Origin of the sequence: Streptomyces sp. 1-11 (assembly GCF_007176755.1) — a bacterium.
Taxonomy (GTDB): domain Bacteria; phylum Actinomycetota; class Actinomycetes; order Streptomycetales; family Streptomycetaceae; genus Streptomyces.
Map to the genome: position 1 here is coordinate 314,619 of NZ_BJTV01000003.1, position 16,318 is coordinate 330,936.

The following is a 16,318-nucleotide window of genomic DNA, read 5'->3' on the forward strand; positions in this document are numbered from 1 at the left end:
TGGGAGCAGCCCCCGATGGCTCGACACCTCATCACCAGCGCCCTTCCGTATATCAACGGGATCAAGCACCTGGGCAACATGGTGGGGTCCATGCTCCCGGCGGACGTGTACTCCCGGTACCTTCGCCAGCGCGGCCACGACGTCCTGTACATCTGCGCCACGGACGAGCACGGCACCCCCGCCGAGCTGGCCGCGAAGGAGCAGGGCCTCGCGGTGGACGCGTTCTGCGCCCAGGCGCACGACGCGCAGAAGGCGGTGTACGACGGTTTCGCGCTGGCCTTCGACTACTTCGGCCGCAGCTCCTCCGCGGAGAACCGGGACATCACCCAGCACTTCGCACGCAAGCTCAACGAGAACGGCTTCATCGAAGAGCGCGCCATCCGCCAGGTGTACAGCCCCGCCGACGGCCGCTTCCTCCCGGACCGCTATGTCGAGGGCACCTGCCCTCACTGCGGCTACGACAAGGCCCGCGGCGACCAGTGCGAGAACTGCACGCGTGTCCTGGACCCGACCGACCTGATCAACCCGCGTTCGGCGATCTCCGGCTCCACCGACCTGGAGGTCCGCGAGACCAAGCACCTCTTCCTGCTGCAGTCGAAGCTGCAGCACGAGGTCGAGGAGTGGGTTGCGCGGCACGAGGACGACTGGCCGCAGCTCGCCTCCTCCATCGCCCGCAAGTGGCTGAACGAGGGCCTGCACGACCGCGCGATCACCCGTGACCTGGACTGGGGTGTCCCCGTGCCCGCCGACACCTGGCCGGAGCTGGCGGCCGAGGGCAAGGTCTTCTACGTCTGGTTCGACGCCCCGATCGAGTACATCGGCGCGACGAAGGAGTGGGCGGACCAGGACCCGGAGAACCGGGACTGGAAGTCGTGGTGGTACGACGTGGACACCGAGGTCCGCTACACCGAGTTCATGGCCAAGGACAACGTCCCCTTCCACACCGTGATGTTCCCGGCCACCGAGCTGGGCGTGCGTGAGCCGTGGAAGAAGGTCGACTACGTCAAGGCCTTCAACTGGCTCACGTACTACGGCGGCAAGTTCTCCACCTCGCAGAAGCGGGGCGTCTTCACCGACCAGGCGCTGGACATCCTGCCCGCCGACTACTGGCGCTACTTCCTGATCGCCAACGCCCCCGAGTCGGACGACTCGTCCTTCACCTGGGAGCACTTCACCGCCACGGTCAACAAGGACCTCGCCGACACCCTCGGCAACTTCGTCAACCGGGTCCTGTCCTTCTCCCGCAAGCGCTTCGGCGACGACGTGCCCGCGGGCGGCGAGCCCGGCGAGGCCGAGGCGAAGCTCGGCGAGGAGATCGCACGCCTCCTGGCGGAGTACGAGGTGCAGATGGAGGCGCTCCAGTTCCGCAAGGCCGCGGCCGCCCTGCGCGCCCTGTGGTCGGCGGGCAACTCCTACCTCGAGGAGAAGGCCCCCTGGCTGGAGATCAAGACGAACAAGGACGGCGCGGCCCTCACCCTGCGCACGGCGATGAACCTGATCCACCTGTACGCGGTGGTCTCCGAGCCCTTCATCCCGACGACGGTGAAGGCGATGCGCGAGGCGTTCTCCCTCGAGAACGACACGGCGACGTGGGTGACGGCGGCCGAGGCGAAGTCCCTCCGCGCCGTCCCCGCCGGCACCCCCTTCACCGTCCCGCCGGTCCTCTTCGCCAAGCTCACGGACGAGGACCTGGCGAACTACAAGGAGCGCTTCGGCGGCGAAGAGGGCTGACCGTGACGGTCACCGGGGAGGCACTCCTCTCCCGGCGGCCGGCGTAACCCATCCGCACATCGGCAGAGGCCCGGAAACATCTCGTTTCCGGGCCTCCGCGTGTTCCCGGACCCCGGACAAGGAGACGTGAACGTTCCTTCCTTACCCGAACGGGTGAACCATCCTCATAGCGCAACATCGGGGCCCCTTGACCTGCCTACGTTGGCCGCATGGTCACATCCACCCACGAGGCGTCACACCGGATCTTCCAGGACAGACCGGAACTCCTCGCCCCCGTCTTCGACCTCCTCGGAGTCCCGATGTCCGCCAAGGCGTCGGTTTCGGTGCTCAGCGCCGACGTGACGGAGATCCAGCCTCTGGAGAGACGCGTGGACACCGTCCTGCGCGTCGAACCGTCCGACGGGGACGCCTTCCTCCTCGCCGTCGAGACGCAGGGCCGGCGCGACAACCGCAAGGCGACGAGCTGGTCGTACTACGTGGCATACCTCCAAGAGAAGTTTTGCCTTCCGGTATTGCTCCTCGTCACCTGCACCGACCGGAGCACGGCGGGGTGGGCGAGCGGCCCGTTCACCTGCGAGGTGCGGGGCTGGACCACTCACAGCACCCATCCGCTGGTTCTGAGCCCGGACAACGTACCGATGATCACCGACCGGCGCACGGCCGCCCGAAACCTGGCGATGGCGACGTTCTCCGCCATCACGCATAGCAAGAACCCGAAGGCCACAGCCATACTGGAGGCCCTGTTCGGCGCCCTACGGGAGACAGACCCGCTGACGGCTGTGTACTTCAGCGGCCTACTGGAGATCGGCCTTGGAGACACTCCGGCCCGACAGACATGGAGAAAGCTGATGGGTTTCACCAACTTCTTCCCCGGCCGGGGCACCCTGCTGGAGGAGACCTTCCTCGAGGGCGAAGCCAGGGGCGAAGCGAAAGCCATTCTTCGCTTCCTCGAAGCACGCGGCATCTCCGTACCCGAGGAGGCCCGGGACCGCATCGCCAGCTGCACCGACCTCGATCTTCTGAACCACTGGCTGGACCGAACGCCTCACGTGGAGAGCGTCGACGACCTCTTCGCCGAGGACCCGGAGGCCACCGTGGACCATGGCGGAGCCTGACCGCACGGCGCCGTCCTCCGGGCGGGGCGTCCACGCGTTCTGCCCGGCTTCTGGCAGAGTACGGATGCCGTGACCCCTTCCGAGCCCCAGCGGCGGCTTCTCGCGGACGTTCTCGGCGCAGGCAGCCCGTATGCGCTGGTGATCGCCGGCGGTTATGCCCTGCAGGCGCACGGGCTGGTGTGCCGTCCGCACGGCAACGTCGACTTCGCCACCGAGAGCCCCAAGGTTATGGAGCACATCGTGGCCGCCGTCGATTCCGCCCTGGAGGCGCGTGGGCGCCGGGTGCGGGTCGGGGCCGTCACCGCGCGCACCGCACAGCTCACCGTCACCGACCCGCCGAGCGGGGAGCCCCTCGTGCTCGCGCTGCACAAGGAGGCCTTCTGGCAGCCGCCCGAGCTGACCGGGTACGGGCCCGCCCTGTCCCTGGAGGACGCCGTCGGCACGAAGATCCGCGCGCTGTACGACCGGGGTGCGGCCGTGGATCTCGTGGACGCGCGGGCCGCCGCCGCCCGGTTCTCCCTGCCCCGCCTGGAGGAACTGGGCCGCCGCCACGCCCACGACCCCTTCGACCTGACCACCCTGCAGTCCCGGCTCACCGGCACGGACTTCTACGCCGACTCCGACTTCCGCCGTTACGGCCTGGACGAGCCCCAGGTGCTCGCCCTGCGCGCCTGGGCCCAGCACTGGTCCGACGACATCGCCGAACGGCTGATGGAGGACGGCGCGTCCCCGGACACCGAGCCCGATTCCGAGCCGGACCCGGACACGGACCCGGAGGCGGAGGCGGAACCCGGTCCGGACACCGGTGCCTGACCAGGCGCCCTCGGTGCCTGGTCAGGCACCGAGGGCGCCGGAAGAGCTCCCGGGAAAGCCCCTGCCGGAACAGTTCTTGACGGCTTCTTCATAGGTCCTTCATCACCCCCGATCTACATTCGTCGCCGCCCGGCCGGAACAGGCCGGGCGGCGACGGCGTGAAGGGGGCACGGGGTGATGAGTGCGCGGCGGCGGTTCGGGGCGCGGACCTGGCTGGTCGGGGTGGCGGTGGCGGCCGTGGTGGGCGTCGCCGGCTGCGGCGGTGACGGCGACAGCGGCGGCGAGGTCGCCTCGGCCGGCGGCGGCAAGGCGGGCGAGGGCGCCTCCAAGAACGCGTCGAGCGAGCTGACCGGGTACGTCGACGCCCAGCGCAAGTGGGTCGAGTGCCTGCGCGGCGCCGGACTCGACGCGCCCGACCCCGACGCCCAGGGCAAGGTGGACCTCGGCGACCAGTCCAAGTGGAAGCGCGACCCCAAGGCCCTCAAGGCGCAGGAGAAGTGCGCGGACCTCAGCGTGCCCGTCCCGGACAGCGTCGAGAAGGCCCAGCAGCCCGAGCTGTCCAAGGCGGAGATCCGCAAGAACCAGAAGTACGCCAAGTGCATGCAGGAGCACGGCGCCGCCGACTTCCCTGACACCGACTCCGGCGGCCACTTCCGCGACGTCACCTGGGACTCCACGTCCGCGGGCGCCAAGCGGGCGGCGCGCCAGTGCGCCTCCGTCATCGGTGTGCCGACCGACGCGCCCTCGGCCCAGGGCTGACGGGCCGGTGCCGTGGACGTGATGAAGGACGGTCCCCGTGATCCGGTGGCGGGCGCGGCGGGTCCCGGGGACCCCGAGGACGCGGGCCGGGACCGGGCCGTCGCCCGCCGGCGCAACAGGCTCGCTCTCGTCGTGGCCGGCTTCCTCGTCGTGACCGGCGTCAGCGTGGCCGGCGCCCTCGGCCTCGGCGGCGGCGACGGCCCGGACCACGGTGGCGGGGCCCCGAACCGCAGCAGCGAGGTCGTCCACGTCACCCGGGCGACCCTCACCGACCAGACCGAGATCGACGGACAGCTCGGCCACGGCCCCCAGGTCCCCTTCCCGGTCAGGGCGAAGGGCACGGTGACCTGGCTGCCGTCCACCGGCACGACCCTGCGGCGCGGTCAGGCGGTGATGCGGGCCGACGACCGTCCCGTGGTGCTGCTGTACGGCAGCCTGCCGATGTACCGCGACCTGGGCGTCGTCGAGCCGGAGCGCTCCAGCGCCACGGGCACGGGTGCGGGCGCGGGCGCCGCCACGGACGCGGGCACCGGCACCGGCACCGGCGACGGCGGATCGGCGGGCGGCAAGTCCCCGGCCGGGAAAGCTCCGTCCGCCCCGGCCGCCTCGGTCACCCGCCCGGCCGCGGACGCCGCGGCGCCCCTGCACGGCATGGACGTCAAGCAGTTCGAGAGCAATCTCAGCGCCCTCGGCTACTCGGGCTTCACCGTCGACGAGTCGTACACCGAACTGACCGCGAACGCCGTCAAGCGCTGGCAGAAGGACCTCGGGCTGCCGCAGACGGGCCGGGTCGGCGCCGGCGACGTCGTGTACGCGCCCGGTCCGGTCCGGGTCGCGGGCATCGGCGCCCGCGTCGGCGACGAGGCCGCCGTCGGCCAGGTCAGCTACACCAGCACCGCCCGCATGGTGACGGTCGCCGCTCCGGCCGCCGACACCGACTGGGCGCGGCGCGGCAGCGGGGTCACCGTGGACCTGCCCGACGGCCGCTCGGTCAGGGGGACCGTCGCCAGCCTGGGCTCGGACGCCTCGTCGGCGTCCGGCGGGGGCGGTGACGGCACCGGCGCGGGCGACGGCGGCGCGGGCGACGGCGGCGGCACGGACGGCGGGTCCGGCGGTGGTGCGGGCGGCAGGTCCGCGACGGTCTCGGTCGTGATCACCTTCGACGACCAGGACTCCCTGGGCCGGCTGCAGAGCGGACCGGTGACCGTCCGCTACACGCGCAAGCAGCGCAAGGACGTCCTCACCGTGCCGGTCGCCGCGCTGACCGCGCTCGCCGAGGGCGGCTACGGCCTCGAACTCGCCGGTGACGGCCCCCGGGGCGGCGGGGACGCCGGCGGCCCGGGACGTTTCGTCCCGGTGCGGACGGGGCTGTTCGCCGGGGGCAGGGTGGAGGTCAGCGGCCCCGGCGTGCGCGAGGGCATGAAGGTGAGGATCCCCAAGTGACCCAGCAGGACGTCGAGTACGCGGCTCCCGTCGCCCCCGTGGTCGAGTTCGCGGGCGTCTCCAAGACGTACGCCGGGGGCGTCCGGGCCGTGGCGGACGTCGACCTGAGCATCCGGTACGGCGAACTGGCCTGTGTGGTGGGCCCGTCCGGCTCGGGCAAGTCGACCGTGCTGCACCTGATGGGCACCCTCGACCGGCCGTCCGCCGGGCGCATCGTCATCGACGGCTACGAGGTCGCCGGCCTCTCCGACCGTGAGCTGTCCGCGCTGCGCGCACAGCGCGTCGGGTTCGTGTTCCAGCAGTTCCACCTCGCGGTCGGGGTGCCCGTGCTCGACACGGTCGCGGACGGCCTGCTCTACACCGGGGTGCCGCTGCGCGAGCGCAGACGCCGGGCCGCGCGGGCGCTGGCCCGCGTCGGGCTCGACCACCGGCTCGGCCACCTCCCGCACCAGCTCTCCGGCGGCGAGCGGCAGCGGGCCGCGGTGGCCCGCGCGGTGATCGGCGAACCGGCGCTGCTGCTGGCCGACGAGCCGACCGGCAACCTCGACTCGGCCTCCGGGGCGGCGGTGCTGGCTCTGCTGCGGGAGCTGCACGCGGCCGGCACCACGGTCGTCGTCATCACGCACGACCGGGAGATGGCCGAGGTGTTCGACCGCAGGGTGGAGATGCGCGACGGCCGCGTCGTGGCCGACAGCGGCAGCGGCCCGCGCACGTCCCCGGCGGGCACGGGGGAGCGCCGGTGAGGCCGGGCGTCGCGAGCGGGGGGACGCTCCGGCCGGCCCGGCTGCGGCCCGCCGACTTCCTGCGGCTCGGCGGCACCGGGCTGCGCACCCGGCCGCTGCGCGTCTTCCTCTCCGCGCTGGGGATCGCGATCGGGGTGGCCGCGATGGTCGCCGTGGTCGGCATCTCGTCCTCCAGCCGGGCGGAGGTGGACCGCCGGCTGGACGCGCTGGGCACCAACATGCTGCGGGTCGCTCCAGGGCGGACCCCGGACGGCACGGCGACCCGGCTGCCCCAGGAGGCGGTGCCGATGATCCGCCGGATCGGGCCGGTGGACAAGGTCGCGGCGACCGGTGAGGTCAGGGACGCGGCGGTCTACCGCAACGAGCACATACCGGTGGGGCGCACCGGCAGCGTGGAGGTGGCCGCGGCCGGGGCCGGGCTGCTGCCCGCGGTCGGCGGCGAGGTGCGCATCGGGCGCTGGCTGACCGAGGCGACCCAGGAGTACCCGGCGGTGGTGCTGGGCGCGCAGGCCGCCCGCCGGCTCGACGTCTACACCCCGGGCACCCGCCTGTGGCTCGGCGGCAAGTGGTTCTCCCTGGTGGGTGTGCTGGAGCCGGTGCCGCTCGCACCGGAGATCGACGGCTCGGCGCTGGTCGGCTGGCAGGCGGCCCGGACGTACCTGGGCTTCGACGGCCATCCGTCGACGGTGTACGTACGGGCCCGCGACGACCGGGTGGGCCAGGTGCGGGCGGTGCTCGCGGCCACCGCGAACCCGGAGAAGCCGAACGCCGTGCTGGTCTCCCGGCCGTCCGACGCGCTGGCCGCCCGGGAGGCCACCGAGTCGACGCTGACCGGGCTGCTGCTCGGCCTCGGTTCGGTGGCCCTGCTGGTGGGCGGCGTCGGGGTGGGCAACACCATGGTGATCTCGGTCCTGGAACGCCGCCCGGAGATCGGGCTGCGCCGCGCGCTGGGCGCCACCAGCGGGCAGATCAGGGGCCAGTTCGTCTCGGAGTCGCTGCTGCTGTCCGCGCTGGGCGGCCTGGGCGGCACGGTGCTGGGCACGGCGATCACCGCGGTCTTCGCGTCCGTACGGGGCTGGCCGACGCAGGTCCCGGTCTGGGCGACGGCGGCGGGGGTGGCCGTCACCCTCCTCATCGGAGCGCTGGCCGGCCTGTACCCGGCGGTCCGTGCGGGCCGCCTGACCCCGACGGAGGCCCTGGCGGCACCGTGAGCCCCACGACCGGCGGCCGTCCGTACGACGCCCGGCCGCCGGCCCTCCCCCTGAGCGGCCGCCCGGCCCCCTCGCCCTCGACACCCCCGGCGCCCCGCCTCCGTCGGCCGTGCCGCGCTCCTCACTCCACCGCGTCGAGCGTCACCGTGAACGTGGTGCCCGTGCCCGGTCGGCTCGTGGCCTCGATCGTGCCGTCGTGGTCCGTGACGATCTGGCGGGCGATGGCGAGGCCGAGGCCGCTGCCTCCCGTGGTCCGGCCGCGTGCGGCGTCCGCGCGCCAGAAGCGGTCGAAGAGGTGGGGCAGTTGCTCCGCGGGGATCCCCGTGCCCGTGTCCCTTACGCGGAGCACCGCCGTGCCGTCGAGGCGCTCGGCGCTCAGGGTCACCGTGCCGCCGGGCGCGGTGGCCCGCAGCGCGTTGCCGACCAGGTTGCCGACCACCTGCCGCAGCCGGTCGGCGTCGGCGTGCACCCGTACCGGCCGGGGCGCCTCCGTCCGCAGCGTCACGCCCGCGGTCTCCGCCTGGGCGAGGTGAGCGGTGCGGCTGGTCTCCAGCAGCTCGCCGAGGTCCACGACGGCCCGGTGGTAGGTGAGCGCGCCCGCCTCGGCCAGCGCCAGGTCCTGGAGGTCGTCGACGATCCGCTGCTGGAGCATCGCCTCCTCGTGCAGGGAGTCCAGCAGTTCGGGCGTCGGTTCGACCACACCGTCGCGCAGCGCCTCCAGGTAGCCGCGCAGATTGGCGAGCGGGGTGCGCAGTTCATGGGCGATGTCGGCGGTGAGCCTGCGCTGGCGCTCCTCGGCGGCCTGCAGCGAGCGGGCCATGCGGTTGAACGCCCGGCCCAGTTCGGCCATCTCGTCCCGCCCCGAGACCGGCACCCGCCTCTCCAGCTCGCCCTCGCCGAGGTCCCGGGCGGCCGAGGTCAGGGCCCGTACCGGGCGCAGCACCGCCCGGCTGAGCAGCAGCGCGCCGAGCACCGCGACCAGGGCGACGCCGGAGGCGACCGCCACGGTCGGCGCGGCGGCCAGGCCGGCCGGCGCCTCGCCGCGGAAGCCGAGTCCCACCTGGAGGCGCGGCGGGGCGAGGGCGGCCGTCCGTTCGTTGAAGACCCGCTGCAGGCAGGCGGTGAGGCGCTGTTCACCGGAGCACCGGGAGACGGCCGCGTGGTCCTCGCCCGCCCGGGTGTCGGCCCCGGGATCGGGCCGGACGCACTGGGCCCGGTCCCCGTCGGCGGTGATCCGCGGGATGCCGGTCCGGCCGGTCCGGGCGGTGATCCGCGCGCCGGCCCGGGTCAGACAGGCGGCGTAGGTGACGGCGGACCGGTAGTCGGCGATCGCGGTGACCGTCCGCTTGACCGAGGCGAGCGGCACGGAGGTCTCCGGCAGCCGCAGCCGGGGCCGGGGGTCGACGAGGACGGGCGGCTGGCCGCCGGCCGGGCGGGGGGTGCGGCCCGCCAGGGCGTCGGAGTCGGCGAGCAGGACGTCCGTCTCGGTGCTGACCCGGATCCGCTGGCCGGTGTCCGCCGCGAGTCTCCGCACGGTGGGGGCCACGCCGTCCCAGGTGCCGTGTTCGAGGCCGTACGTCTGGAGGGCACTGGTGATCCGCGCGACGTCCTGGCGCCCGGCGGTGACCGAGTCCCGGGCCTGGCTGGTCGCCTGACGCAGCGTCAGCCAGGCGGTGGCCCCGGTGGCGGTCAGGGCGATGAGCGCCAGCAGGGCCAGCACCCGCAGCCGGAAACTCACCGCGTCCCGCCGTCCGGCGCCGGCGCCCCGGGCGGCCGCGCCGCCAGGCGGTATCCCCGCCCGTACACGGTCTCCACGTACCGGCCGCCGTCGTGGCCGCGCTCCAGCTTCCGCCGCAGGTTCATCACGTGCGCGTCCACGGTGCGCTCCAGCACGTTCTGGTCGAACCCGAAGACCCGGTCGATGATCTGCGCGCGGGTGAAGACCCGTCCCGGCTCGGCCGCGAGCACGGCCAGGATCGCGAACTCCTTGCCGGTGAGCGGCACCGGCTCACCGGCCACCCGCACCTCGAAGCGCGCGGTGTCGACCTCCAGGCCGCCGGCCCGGAGCAGGGGCGGCCGGCCGTCCTCGGCGGCCCGCGCCCGGCGCAGCAGCGCCCGTACCCGGGCGGTGAGTTCGCGGGGGCTGTACGGCTTGGTCAGGTAGTCGTCGGCCCCGAGGTCGAGGCCGAGCAGCAGGTCCTCCTCGGTGCTGCGGGCGGTCAGCAGCAGGATCGGCACCCGGGAGTCCACGCGCAGGATGCGGCAGACGTCGAGCCCGTCGACGCCCGGCATCATCACGTCGAGGACGATCAGGTCCGGCCGGGAGGCGCGGGCGCGGTCGATCGCGGAGCGTCCGTCGGCCACGGTCTGGACCTCGTGGCCCTCCCGTTCCAGGTAGATACGGATGAGTTGCGCCTGTTTCACGTCGTCCTCGGCAACCAGTATGCGAGCGGGCAACGCGACTCCTTCGCCTGGGATTCCACACGGTACCGGATTACGCCCGCACTGATCAGGGGCGGATTCGGAGCATTCTCGTCCGCCGCTTCCCGGATAACGGGAATTGCGGAATCCGCGGATCCGCGGTCCGGCGGCCGAACATTTCGAGCCGAAAGGCGGCCCCGCCCAGGGTTGTACGAATGTCACACCACAGCGCAGGAATGGCCTATTCCCCCATCGTTCCTATTTCGGTCGCCCATCGAACAGAAATGGACATCCCTTGTCGGAAGCATTTCTTCAGCCTGTCCGGCACCGAATCGTACTAGTGCCACTCGGGGCCCGGACGATCCCGGGTGACACGAAAGGGAAAGCAAGACGACAGGAACAACGACGATGGGGGATCAATGAAGCGTCGATTCGCAGTCGTTCTGCCCACGCTGGTGGCGGTTGCCGCGAGCCTGCCGATCGCCCTGGCGACCACGCCCGCCTCGGCGGCCGCCTCCTGCGGCACGACCGTGGCGGACAAGGACGGCAGCGCCTGGAACAAGACGGCGAACGGGGCCAACGAGCGCAGCGGCTCCAGCACGGGCTGTGCGATCAACGGGGTGGCCTACTCGACCCAGCGGCTGGACTACCACTGCTACACCGTCGCGGGCGACTACACCTGGACGTACGTCCGCAACGACAGCACGGGCGTGTACGGCTGGATCCGCGACGACCTGCTGAGCGACTACGGCAGCGGGGTGTACTGCGGATTCTGATCCGCGAAACGGAATCCGGGCGGAAATCCGGAAAAGCGAAAAAGGGCGGCCCCCCGGTGGGGGCCGCCCCTGCGGGCCGCCGCGAGAACGGCGCCCGTATTACTTCGGCTGCGGCTTCCGGATGGAAAGGTGCAGCTCGCGCAGGCGGGACTCGTCCAGTTCGGTCGGCGCGCCCATCATCAGGTCCTGGGCGTTGCCGTTGAGCGGGAAGGAGATCGTCTCGCGAATGTTGGGCTCGTCCGCGAGGAGCATGACGATCCGGTCCACGCCGGGCGCGATTCCGCCGTGCGGCGGGGCGCCGAAGCGGAAGGCGCGGAGCATGCCGGCGAACTTGTCCTCGACCGTCTCGCGGTCGTAACCGGCGATCTCGAACGCCTTGAGCATGATCTCCGGCTCGTGGTTCCGGATGGCGCCGGAGGACAGCTCGACACCGTTGCAGACGATGTCGTACTGCCAGCCGAGGATGTCCAGCGGGTCCTGGTTCTGCAGGGCCTCCAGGCCGCCCTGCGGCATCGAGAACGGGTTGTGCGAGAAGTCGATCGCGCCCGTGTCCTCGTCCTTCTCGTACATCGGGAAGTCGACGATCCAGCAGAAGCGGAAGACGTTGTCCTCGAAGTGCCCGGCGCGCCGGGCGGCCTCGACCCGGACCGCGCCCATGACCTTCGAGACCTCGTCGAACTCGCCGGCCCCGAAGAAGACGGCGTGACCGGGCGCCAGCGACAGGCGCTTGGTCAGCTCGGCGACGTTCTCCTCGGTCAGGAACTTGGCGATCGGGCCGGACAGCGCGCCGTCCTCGCCGACGCGCACCCACGCCAGGCCCTTCGCGCCCAGCGAGACGGCGAAGTCACCGAGCTGGTCGAAGAACTTGCGCGGCTGGTCCTGGACCGCCGGCACCGGCAGCGCGCGCACGTGCTTGCCGGCGAACGCCTTGAACTCCGAGCCCTCGAACACGTCGGTGATGTCGACGAGCTCCAGCTTGGCGCGCAGGTCCGGCTTGTCCGAGCCGTACTTCAGCATCGCCTCGCGGAACGGGATGCGCGGGAAGGGCGAGGTGACGTGGCGGCCGCCGCCGAACTCCTCGAACAGCTCCGTCATGAGCTTCTCGATCGGCTGGAAGACGTCCTCCTGCTCCACGAAGCTCATCTCGACGTCGAGCTGGTAGAACTCGCCCGGCGAGCGGTCGGCGCGGGCGTCCTCGTCGCGGAAGCAGGGCGCGATCTGGAAGTAGCGGTCGAAGCCGGAGATCATCAGCAGCTGCTTGAACTGCTGGGGGGCCTGCGGCAGCGCGTAGAACTTGCCGGCGTGGACCCGGGAGGGCACGACGTAGTCGCGGGCGCCCTCGGGGGAGGTGGCGGACAGGATCGGCGTCGCCATCTCGTTGAAGCCCATGGCCGCCATCTTGTGCCGGATCGCGGAGATCACGGCCGTGCGCAGCATGATGTTGCGGTGCATGCGCTCGCGGCGCAGGTCGAGGAAGCGGTACTCCAGGCGCCGCTCCTCGTTGACACCGTCCTCGGCGTTGATGGTGAACGGCAGCGGGGCGGCCGCGCCGAGCAGCTCGACCTCGGAGACCTCGACCTCGATCTCGCCGGTGGGCAGGTCGGCGTTCACGTTCTCGGTGCCGCGGGAGACGACGCGTCCGTCGACGCGGACCGTGGACTCCTTGGAGAGCTTGTCCAGGGCCTCGTACGAGGGCGTGCCGGGACGGGCCACGAGCTGCGTGATGCCGTAGTGGTCGCGCAGATCGATGAAGAGGATGCCGCCCAGGTCGCGCCTGTTGTGCAGCCAGCCACTCAGCCGGACGTCGGTGCCGACGTCAGAGGCGCGGAGCTGGCCGCAGGTGTGGGACCTGTACCGATGCATCGTCGTTCATCGTCCTTCGTGGTGGGGTGATGACTGCCGGGACTGCCGCCCCGGCGGGGGCCGGGCACGGGGCCCGGACCCATCAAGGGTACCGGGCACCCCAAGATCGGCTCCCCACCTTTTCCCCGCGTCCGCCCAGGGTGGCAGTTATCGATCGCATCTTCCTAAAGTGGGTCAATGCGTACAGGCGAGCCCCTGCCGTCCGTCGGTGACGTCCTCGCCGCCCTCGCGACCGGGCTGTGGCACTGGGACACGGCCGCCGGCCTGGTCACCGTCGACGCGGAGGCGGCGCGGCTGCTCGGGCTGCCCGCGCGGCCGGTCACCCTCACGGAGAACGAGACCCGGGCCCGGCTGCACCCGGAGGACTGGAACGAGATCACCGGAGTGGTGCCGCTGGCGGTCGACGAGGGCACGCTCGCCGAGGTGCGCATCCGGATCATCGACGAGGAGGGCCGGGTCGTACGGGTCGTGCGCAGCCGGTCGAAGCCGTCCTTCGACCCGGACCGGCGGGCCTACGAGCTGATCGGCACGCTCCAGGAGGTCACCGAGCCCACCCCCGGCACGGCGGCGGCCCGCAACGCGGTGACCGGCGACTGGCGGCGCTCACGGGAGGCGTTCCTGCTGGACGCCGGCCGGGCCCTGGCGGAGGCGCGGTCCACGGCGGAGGTGCTGCGGGTCGCGGCCGGGCTGTCCATGCCCGGGTTCACCCCGGACGGGCTCGCGGTGTTCGGCGTGGAGGGCGACCGGCTGACGGTGATCGGCCACCACGGGCAGCAGCCCGGCGAGGACCGCCCCTTCCTGCACATGCCGCTCACCGCGGACTACCCGGCGGCCGAGGTGGTCCGCACCGGCCGGGCCGTCTACCTCTCCTCCCCCGAGCAGTACCGGTCCCGCTACCCCGTCACCTGGCCGCTCGCCCGGCACTTCGAGCGCCGCTCCTGGGCGTTCCTGCCGCTGACCTCGGCCGGGCGCACCATGGGCGCATGGATGGCGGCCTTCACCTACCCGGTGGCCTTCACCCCCGACGAGCGCGCGGTCCTGACCACGGTCGCCCGGATGCTGGCCCAGGCCCTGAACCGGGCCGGCGCAGCCGACACCCAGCGGGAGCTGACCGAGGGCCTGCAGCGCTCCATGCTGCCGTCCCTCGGCCCGGAGATCCCCGGGATGACGGTGGCGGCCCGCTACATCCCGACCGGTGGCGGGCTCCAGGTCGGCGGCGACTGGTACGACATGATCCCGCTGCCCGCGGGGAGGTTCGCGCTGGCCATCGGCGACGTCCAGGGCCACGACGTCCGCGCGGCCGGCCTGATGGGGCAGCTGCGGATCGCGCTGCGCGCCTACGCCTCCGAGGGCCACCGCCCGGACGCCGTGCTCTCCCGCGCCGCCCGCTTCCTGCACGGCATCACGCACGACGAGCACATGACCGACCTGCGCTTCGCGACCTGCCTCTACGTCGAGGCCGACCCGGCCACCGGCGTGCTGGAGATCGCCCGCGCCGGGCACCCGGACCCGGCGATCCGGATGGCCGACGGCACGGTGATGATGCGGCCGACGGCGGGCGGCGTGCCGCTGGGCGTCGACCCGGACGCCGACTACCCGACCACCCGGTTCCCGCTGGAGCCCGGCGAGACCCTGATGCTGTGCACCGACGGCCTGATCGAGACCGGCGGCCACGACATGGAGAGCGGCTGGCGGCGCATCCGCGCGATCCTCGAGGACCACCGGGGCGATCTGGAGTCGATGGCCGACGCGCTGGTGCAGGGCGTGCACGGGCCGTCCTCGCACCACACCACCGGACCGCTCGCCGACCGCCGCGAGGACGACATCGCGCTGCTGCTGCTGTGCCGTGGCGCGGGCGGCGGCCGCGACGGCGTCCCGGTTCCGCCGTCCCGGCTGCGGCGCACCCTGCTGCCGGTGGCCCAGGACGAGCCCGAGCGGATCGCCGAGGCCCGTCGGCACCTGCGGGAGCTGCTGCACGACTGGGCGTCGGCGGAGCAGGTGGACTCCGCGGTGCTGCTGGTCTCCGAGATGGTCACCAACGTCCTCGTGCACACCGACGCCGACGCGCTGCTGTCCGCCGAGGTCGCGGGCGAGCCGGGCGGGCGCCGGCTGCGGGTGGAGGTCACGGACTCCGGCGACGACCTCCCGCACCGGCGCCGGCCCGGGGAACTGGCCTCCTCCGGCCGCGGCCTGATGCTGATCGAACTGCTCGCGGACCTGTGGGGCGTGGACCCCCGGGGCAAGGGCAAGAGCATCTGGTTCGAGCTCTACGAGTCCGACGGCCCGGCCGCCGTGTGACGCTCGCGCAGCTCGCTGACGACCCCGACGGCGGCCGCGGTCAGCGGCACCGAGAGCAGGATGCCGACGATGCCCGCCACGGACGCCCCGGCGGTGATGGCCAGCAGCACCACCGCGGGATGCATCTGCACGGTCCGGCTCTGGATGACCGGCTGGAGCACGTGCCCCTCCAGCACCTGCACAGCGAGCACCACGCCGAGCGCCCAGAGTGCGATCACGAAACCGCGGTCGGCGAGCGCGACCAGCACGGCCACCGTCCCGGAGATGAAGGCGCCCAGGTAGGGGATGTAGGCGCCGACGAAGACGAGCGCGCCGAGCCCGATCGCGCCGGGCACCCGCAGGATCAGCAGGCCGACGGTGATGCAGACGGCGTCGATGAGGGCGATCACCGTGGTGCCCCGCATGAACCCCTGCACCGCCCCGAAGGCGCGCCGGGCCATCGCCTCCAGCGCCTCGCCGCGGGCGCCCGGCGCCACGGACCGCAGGGCGGCCACCGCGCGGTGCGAGTCGCGCAGGAAGAAGAAGACGAGCAGCAGCGCGAGCAGCGCCATCGCCAGGTACTCGCCCACGACGCCGACCCCGCTGAGGACGTTGGAGGCCGCGGTCCCGCCGTACTTGCCCAGCAGCTTCCTGGCGTTGCCGATCAGGTCGTCGAGACCGGTGCCGGCGGCCCCGAAGTGCTTCGTCAGGGCCCTGACGGCCTGCCGTACGGAGGCGATGATCTGGTCACCGGTGTCGACGAGCGCGGCGACCACGATGTACACGGCGCCGCCGACGACGGCCAGCACGGCGACGCAGGTCAGCCCGGCGGCGAGCGAGCGCTGCACCCTGGCCCGCAGCAGCCGCCGGTACAGCGGCCCGAGCAGCGCCGTGCCGAGCAGCGCGAGCAGGACCGGCACGACGGCGGTGCGCAGCACCTCGCACAGCCGGATCACGATCCACCCGACCCCGGCGACCAGCAGCAAGACGGCACACCAGGCGGCGAGACGGCGCACGGACTCGGGCAACAGCGGCACAGCCCCAGCCGACCACGCCCCGGGCCCGTCTGTCCTGCCGCACGGGCCCGGCCGGGTGAGGGGCGCGGCATCCGGCGCCCGGACGGCCGCCGCCCGGGCCGCTGGGTGCGCGGTCCGGGCGACGGGACG

13 protein-coding genes are annotated in these 16,318 nt (G+C 72.8%); 9 read left to right on the forward strand and 4 right to left on the reverse strand.

From position 1 onward, the window contains the following. Positions 1 to 15: 15 nt before the first annotated feature. The 7 genes from metG to TNCT1_RS08515 all read left to right on the forward strand — a co-directional run bounded on the left by metG (position 16) and on the right by TNCT1_RS08515 (position 7,815). Complete coding sequence (gene metG / locus TNCT1_RS08485; RefSeq protein WP_143630040.1) at positions 16 to 1,731, forward strand: methionine--tRNA ligase; 1,716 nt, start codon at positions 16 to 18, stop codon at positions 1,729 to 1,731. Positions 1,732 to 1,940: 209 nt separating this feature from the next. Continuing rightward, positions 1,941 to 2,846 (forward strand): hypothetical protein, encoded by a 906-nt coding sequence (locus TNCT1_RS08490; RefSeq protein ID WP_143630042.1) that lies wholly within the window; start codon positions 1,941 to 1,943, stop codon positions 2,844 to 2,846. A gap of 69 nt (positions 2,847 to 2,915) precedes the next feature. Next, a complete protein-coding gene (locus TNCT1_RS08495; RefSeq protein WP_143630044.1) occupies positions 2,916 to 3,659 on the forward strand; it encodes a hypothetical protein in 744 nt (247 codons plus the stop codon). 177 nt (positions 3,660 to 3,836) lie between these two features. Beyond that, positions 3,837 to 4,418, forward strand: a complete 582-nt coding sequence (locus tag TNCT1_RS08500) for a hypothetical protein (protein ID WP_143630047.1) — start codon at positions 3,837 to 3,839, stop codon at positions 4,416 to 4,418. 21 nt (positions 4,419 to 4,439) lie between these two features. After that, positions 4,440 to 5,861, forward strand: coding sequence for a peptidoglycan-binding protein (locus tag TNCT1_RS08505; RefSeq protein ID WP_143630049.1), 1,422 nt, complete (start codon positions 4,440 to 4,442; stop codon positions 5,859 to 5,861). Further along, entirely contained in the window at positions 5,858 to 6,604 is a 747-nt protein-coding gene (locus tag TNCT1_RS08510) for an ABC transporter ATP-binding protein (RefSeq protein WP_235902428.1), read from the forward strand. Before TNCT1_RS08505 ends, TNCT1_RS08510 begins: the two co-directional genes overlap by 4 nt. Then, entirely contained in the window at positions 6,601 to 7,815 is a 1,215-nt protein-coding gene (locus TNCT1_RS08515) for an ABC transporter permease (protein WP_143630051.1), read from the forward strand. The genes TNCT1_RS08510 and TNCT1_RS08515 overlap by 4 nt, the downstream gene beginning before the upstream one ends. A 121-nt stretch (positions 7,816 to 7,936) precedes the next feature. On the opposite strand, the gene TNCT1_RS08520 is transcribed toward TNCT1_RS08515, so the two are convergent. Then, positions 7,937 to 9,553 carry a cell wall metabolism sensor histidine kinase WalK gene (locus TNCT1_RS08520; RefSeq protein WP_143630053.1) on the reverse strand — a complete coding sequence of 539 codons (1,617 nt, stop codon included), beginning with the start codon at positions 9,551 to 9,553 and terminating at the stop codon, positions 7,937 to 7,939. Then, entirely contained in the window at positions 9,550 to 10,272 is a 723-nt protein-coding gene (locus TNCT1_RS08525; RefSeq protein WP_143630056.1) for a response regulator transcription factor, read from the reverse strand. The genes TNCT1_RS08520 and TNCT1_RS08525 overlap by 4 nt, the downstream gene beginning before the upstream one ends. Positions 10,273 to 10,655: 383 nt before the next feature. On the opposite strand from TNCT1_RS08525, the gene TNCT1_RS08530 reads away from it, so the two are divergent. After that, complete coding sequence (locus TNCT1_RS08530) at positions 10,656 to 11,012, forward strand: SH3 domain-containing protein (protein WP_143630059.1); 357 nt, start codon at positions 10,656 to 10,658, stop codon at positions 11,010 to 11,012. 99 nt (positions 11,013 to 11,111) lie between these two features. Here the strand turns inward: TNCT1_RS08530 and aspS are convergent, their stop codons facing one another. Next, positions 11,112 to 12,875, reverse strand: a complete 1,764-nt coding sequence (gene aspS / locus TNCT1_RS08535; RefSeq protein ID WP_143630060.1) for an aspartate--tRNA ligase — start codon at positions 12,873 to 12,875, stop codon at positions 11,112 to 11,114. A gap of 177 nt (positions 12,876 to 13,052) precedes the next feature. Here aspS and TNCT1_RS08540 point away from each other — a divergent pair, with 177 nt between their 5' ends. Next, positions 13,053 to 15,173, forward strand: a complete 2,121-nt coding sequence (locus TNCT1_RS08540) for a SpoIIE family protein phosphatase (protein ID WP_143630062.1) — start codon at positions 13,053 to 13,055, stop codon at positions 15,171 to 15,173. On the opposite strand, the gene TNCT1_RS08545 is transcribed toward TNCT1_RS08540, so the two are convergent. Next, a complete protein-coding gene (locus TNCT1_RS08545) occupies positions 15,143 to 16,189 on the reverse strand; it encodes an AI-2E family transporter (RefSeq protein ID WP_143630064.1) in 1,047 nt (348 codons plus the stop codon). The genes TNCT1_RS08540 and TNCT1_RS08545 overlap by 31 nt on opposite strands. Between the last annotated feature and the right edge of the window lie 129 nt (positions 16,190 to 16,318).

What these genes read in the sequence shown, in the direction of transcription:
- metG (WP_143630040.1), top strand. Translation starts at nt 16, where the DNA reads ATGGCTCGACACCTCATCACCAGCGCCCTTCCGTATATCAACGGGATC.
- TNCT1_RS08490 (WP_143630042.1), top strand. Translation starts at nt 1,941, where the DNA reads ATGGTCACATCCACCCACGAGGCGTCACACCGGATCTTCCAGGACAGA.
- TNCT1_RS08500 (WP_143630047.1), top strand. Translation starts at nt 3,837, where the DNA reads ATGAGTGCGCGGCGGCGGTTCGGGGCGCGGACCTGGCTGGTCGGGGTG.
- TNCT1_RS08505 (WP_143630049.1), top strand. Translation starts at nt 4,440, where the DNA reads ATGAAGGACGGTCCCCGTGATCCGGTGGCGGGCGCGGCGGGTCCCGGG.
- TNCT1_RS08530 (WP_143630059.1), top strand. Translation starts at nt 10,656, where the DNA reads ATGAAGCGTCGATTCGCAGTCGTTCTGCCCACGCTGGTGGCGGTTGCC.
- aspS (WP_143630060.1), bottom strand. Translation starts at nt 12,875, where the DNA reads ATGCATCGGTACAGGTCCCACACCTGCGGCCAGCTCCGCGCCTCTGAC.
- TNCT1_RS08540 (WP_143630062.1), top strand. Translation starts at nt 13,053, where the DNA reads ATGCGTACAGGCGAGCCCCTGCCGTCCGTCGGTGACGTCCTCGCCGCC.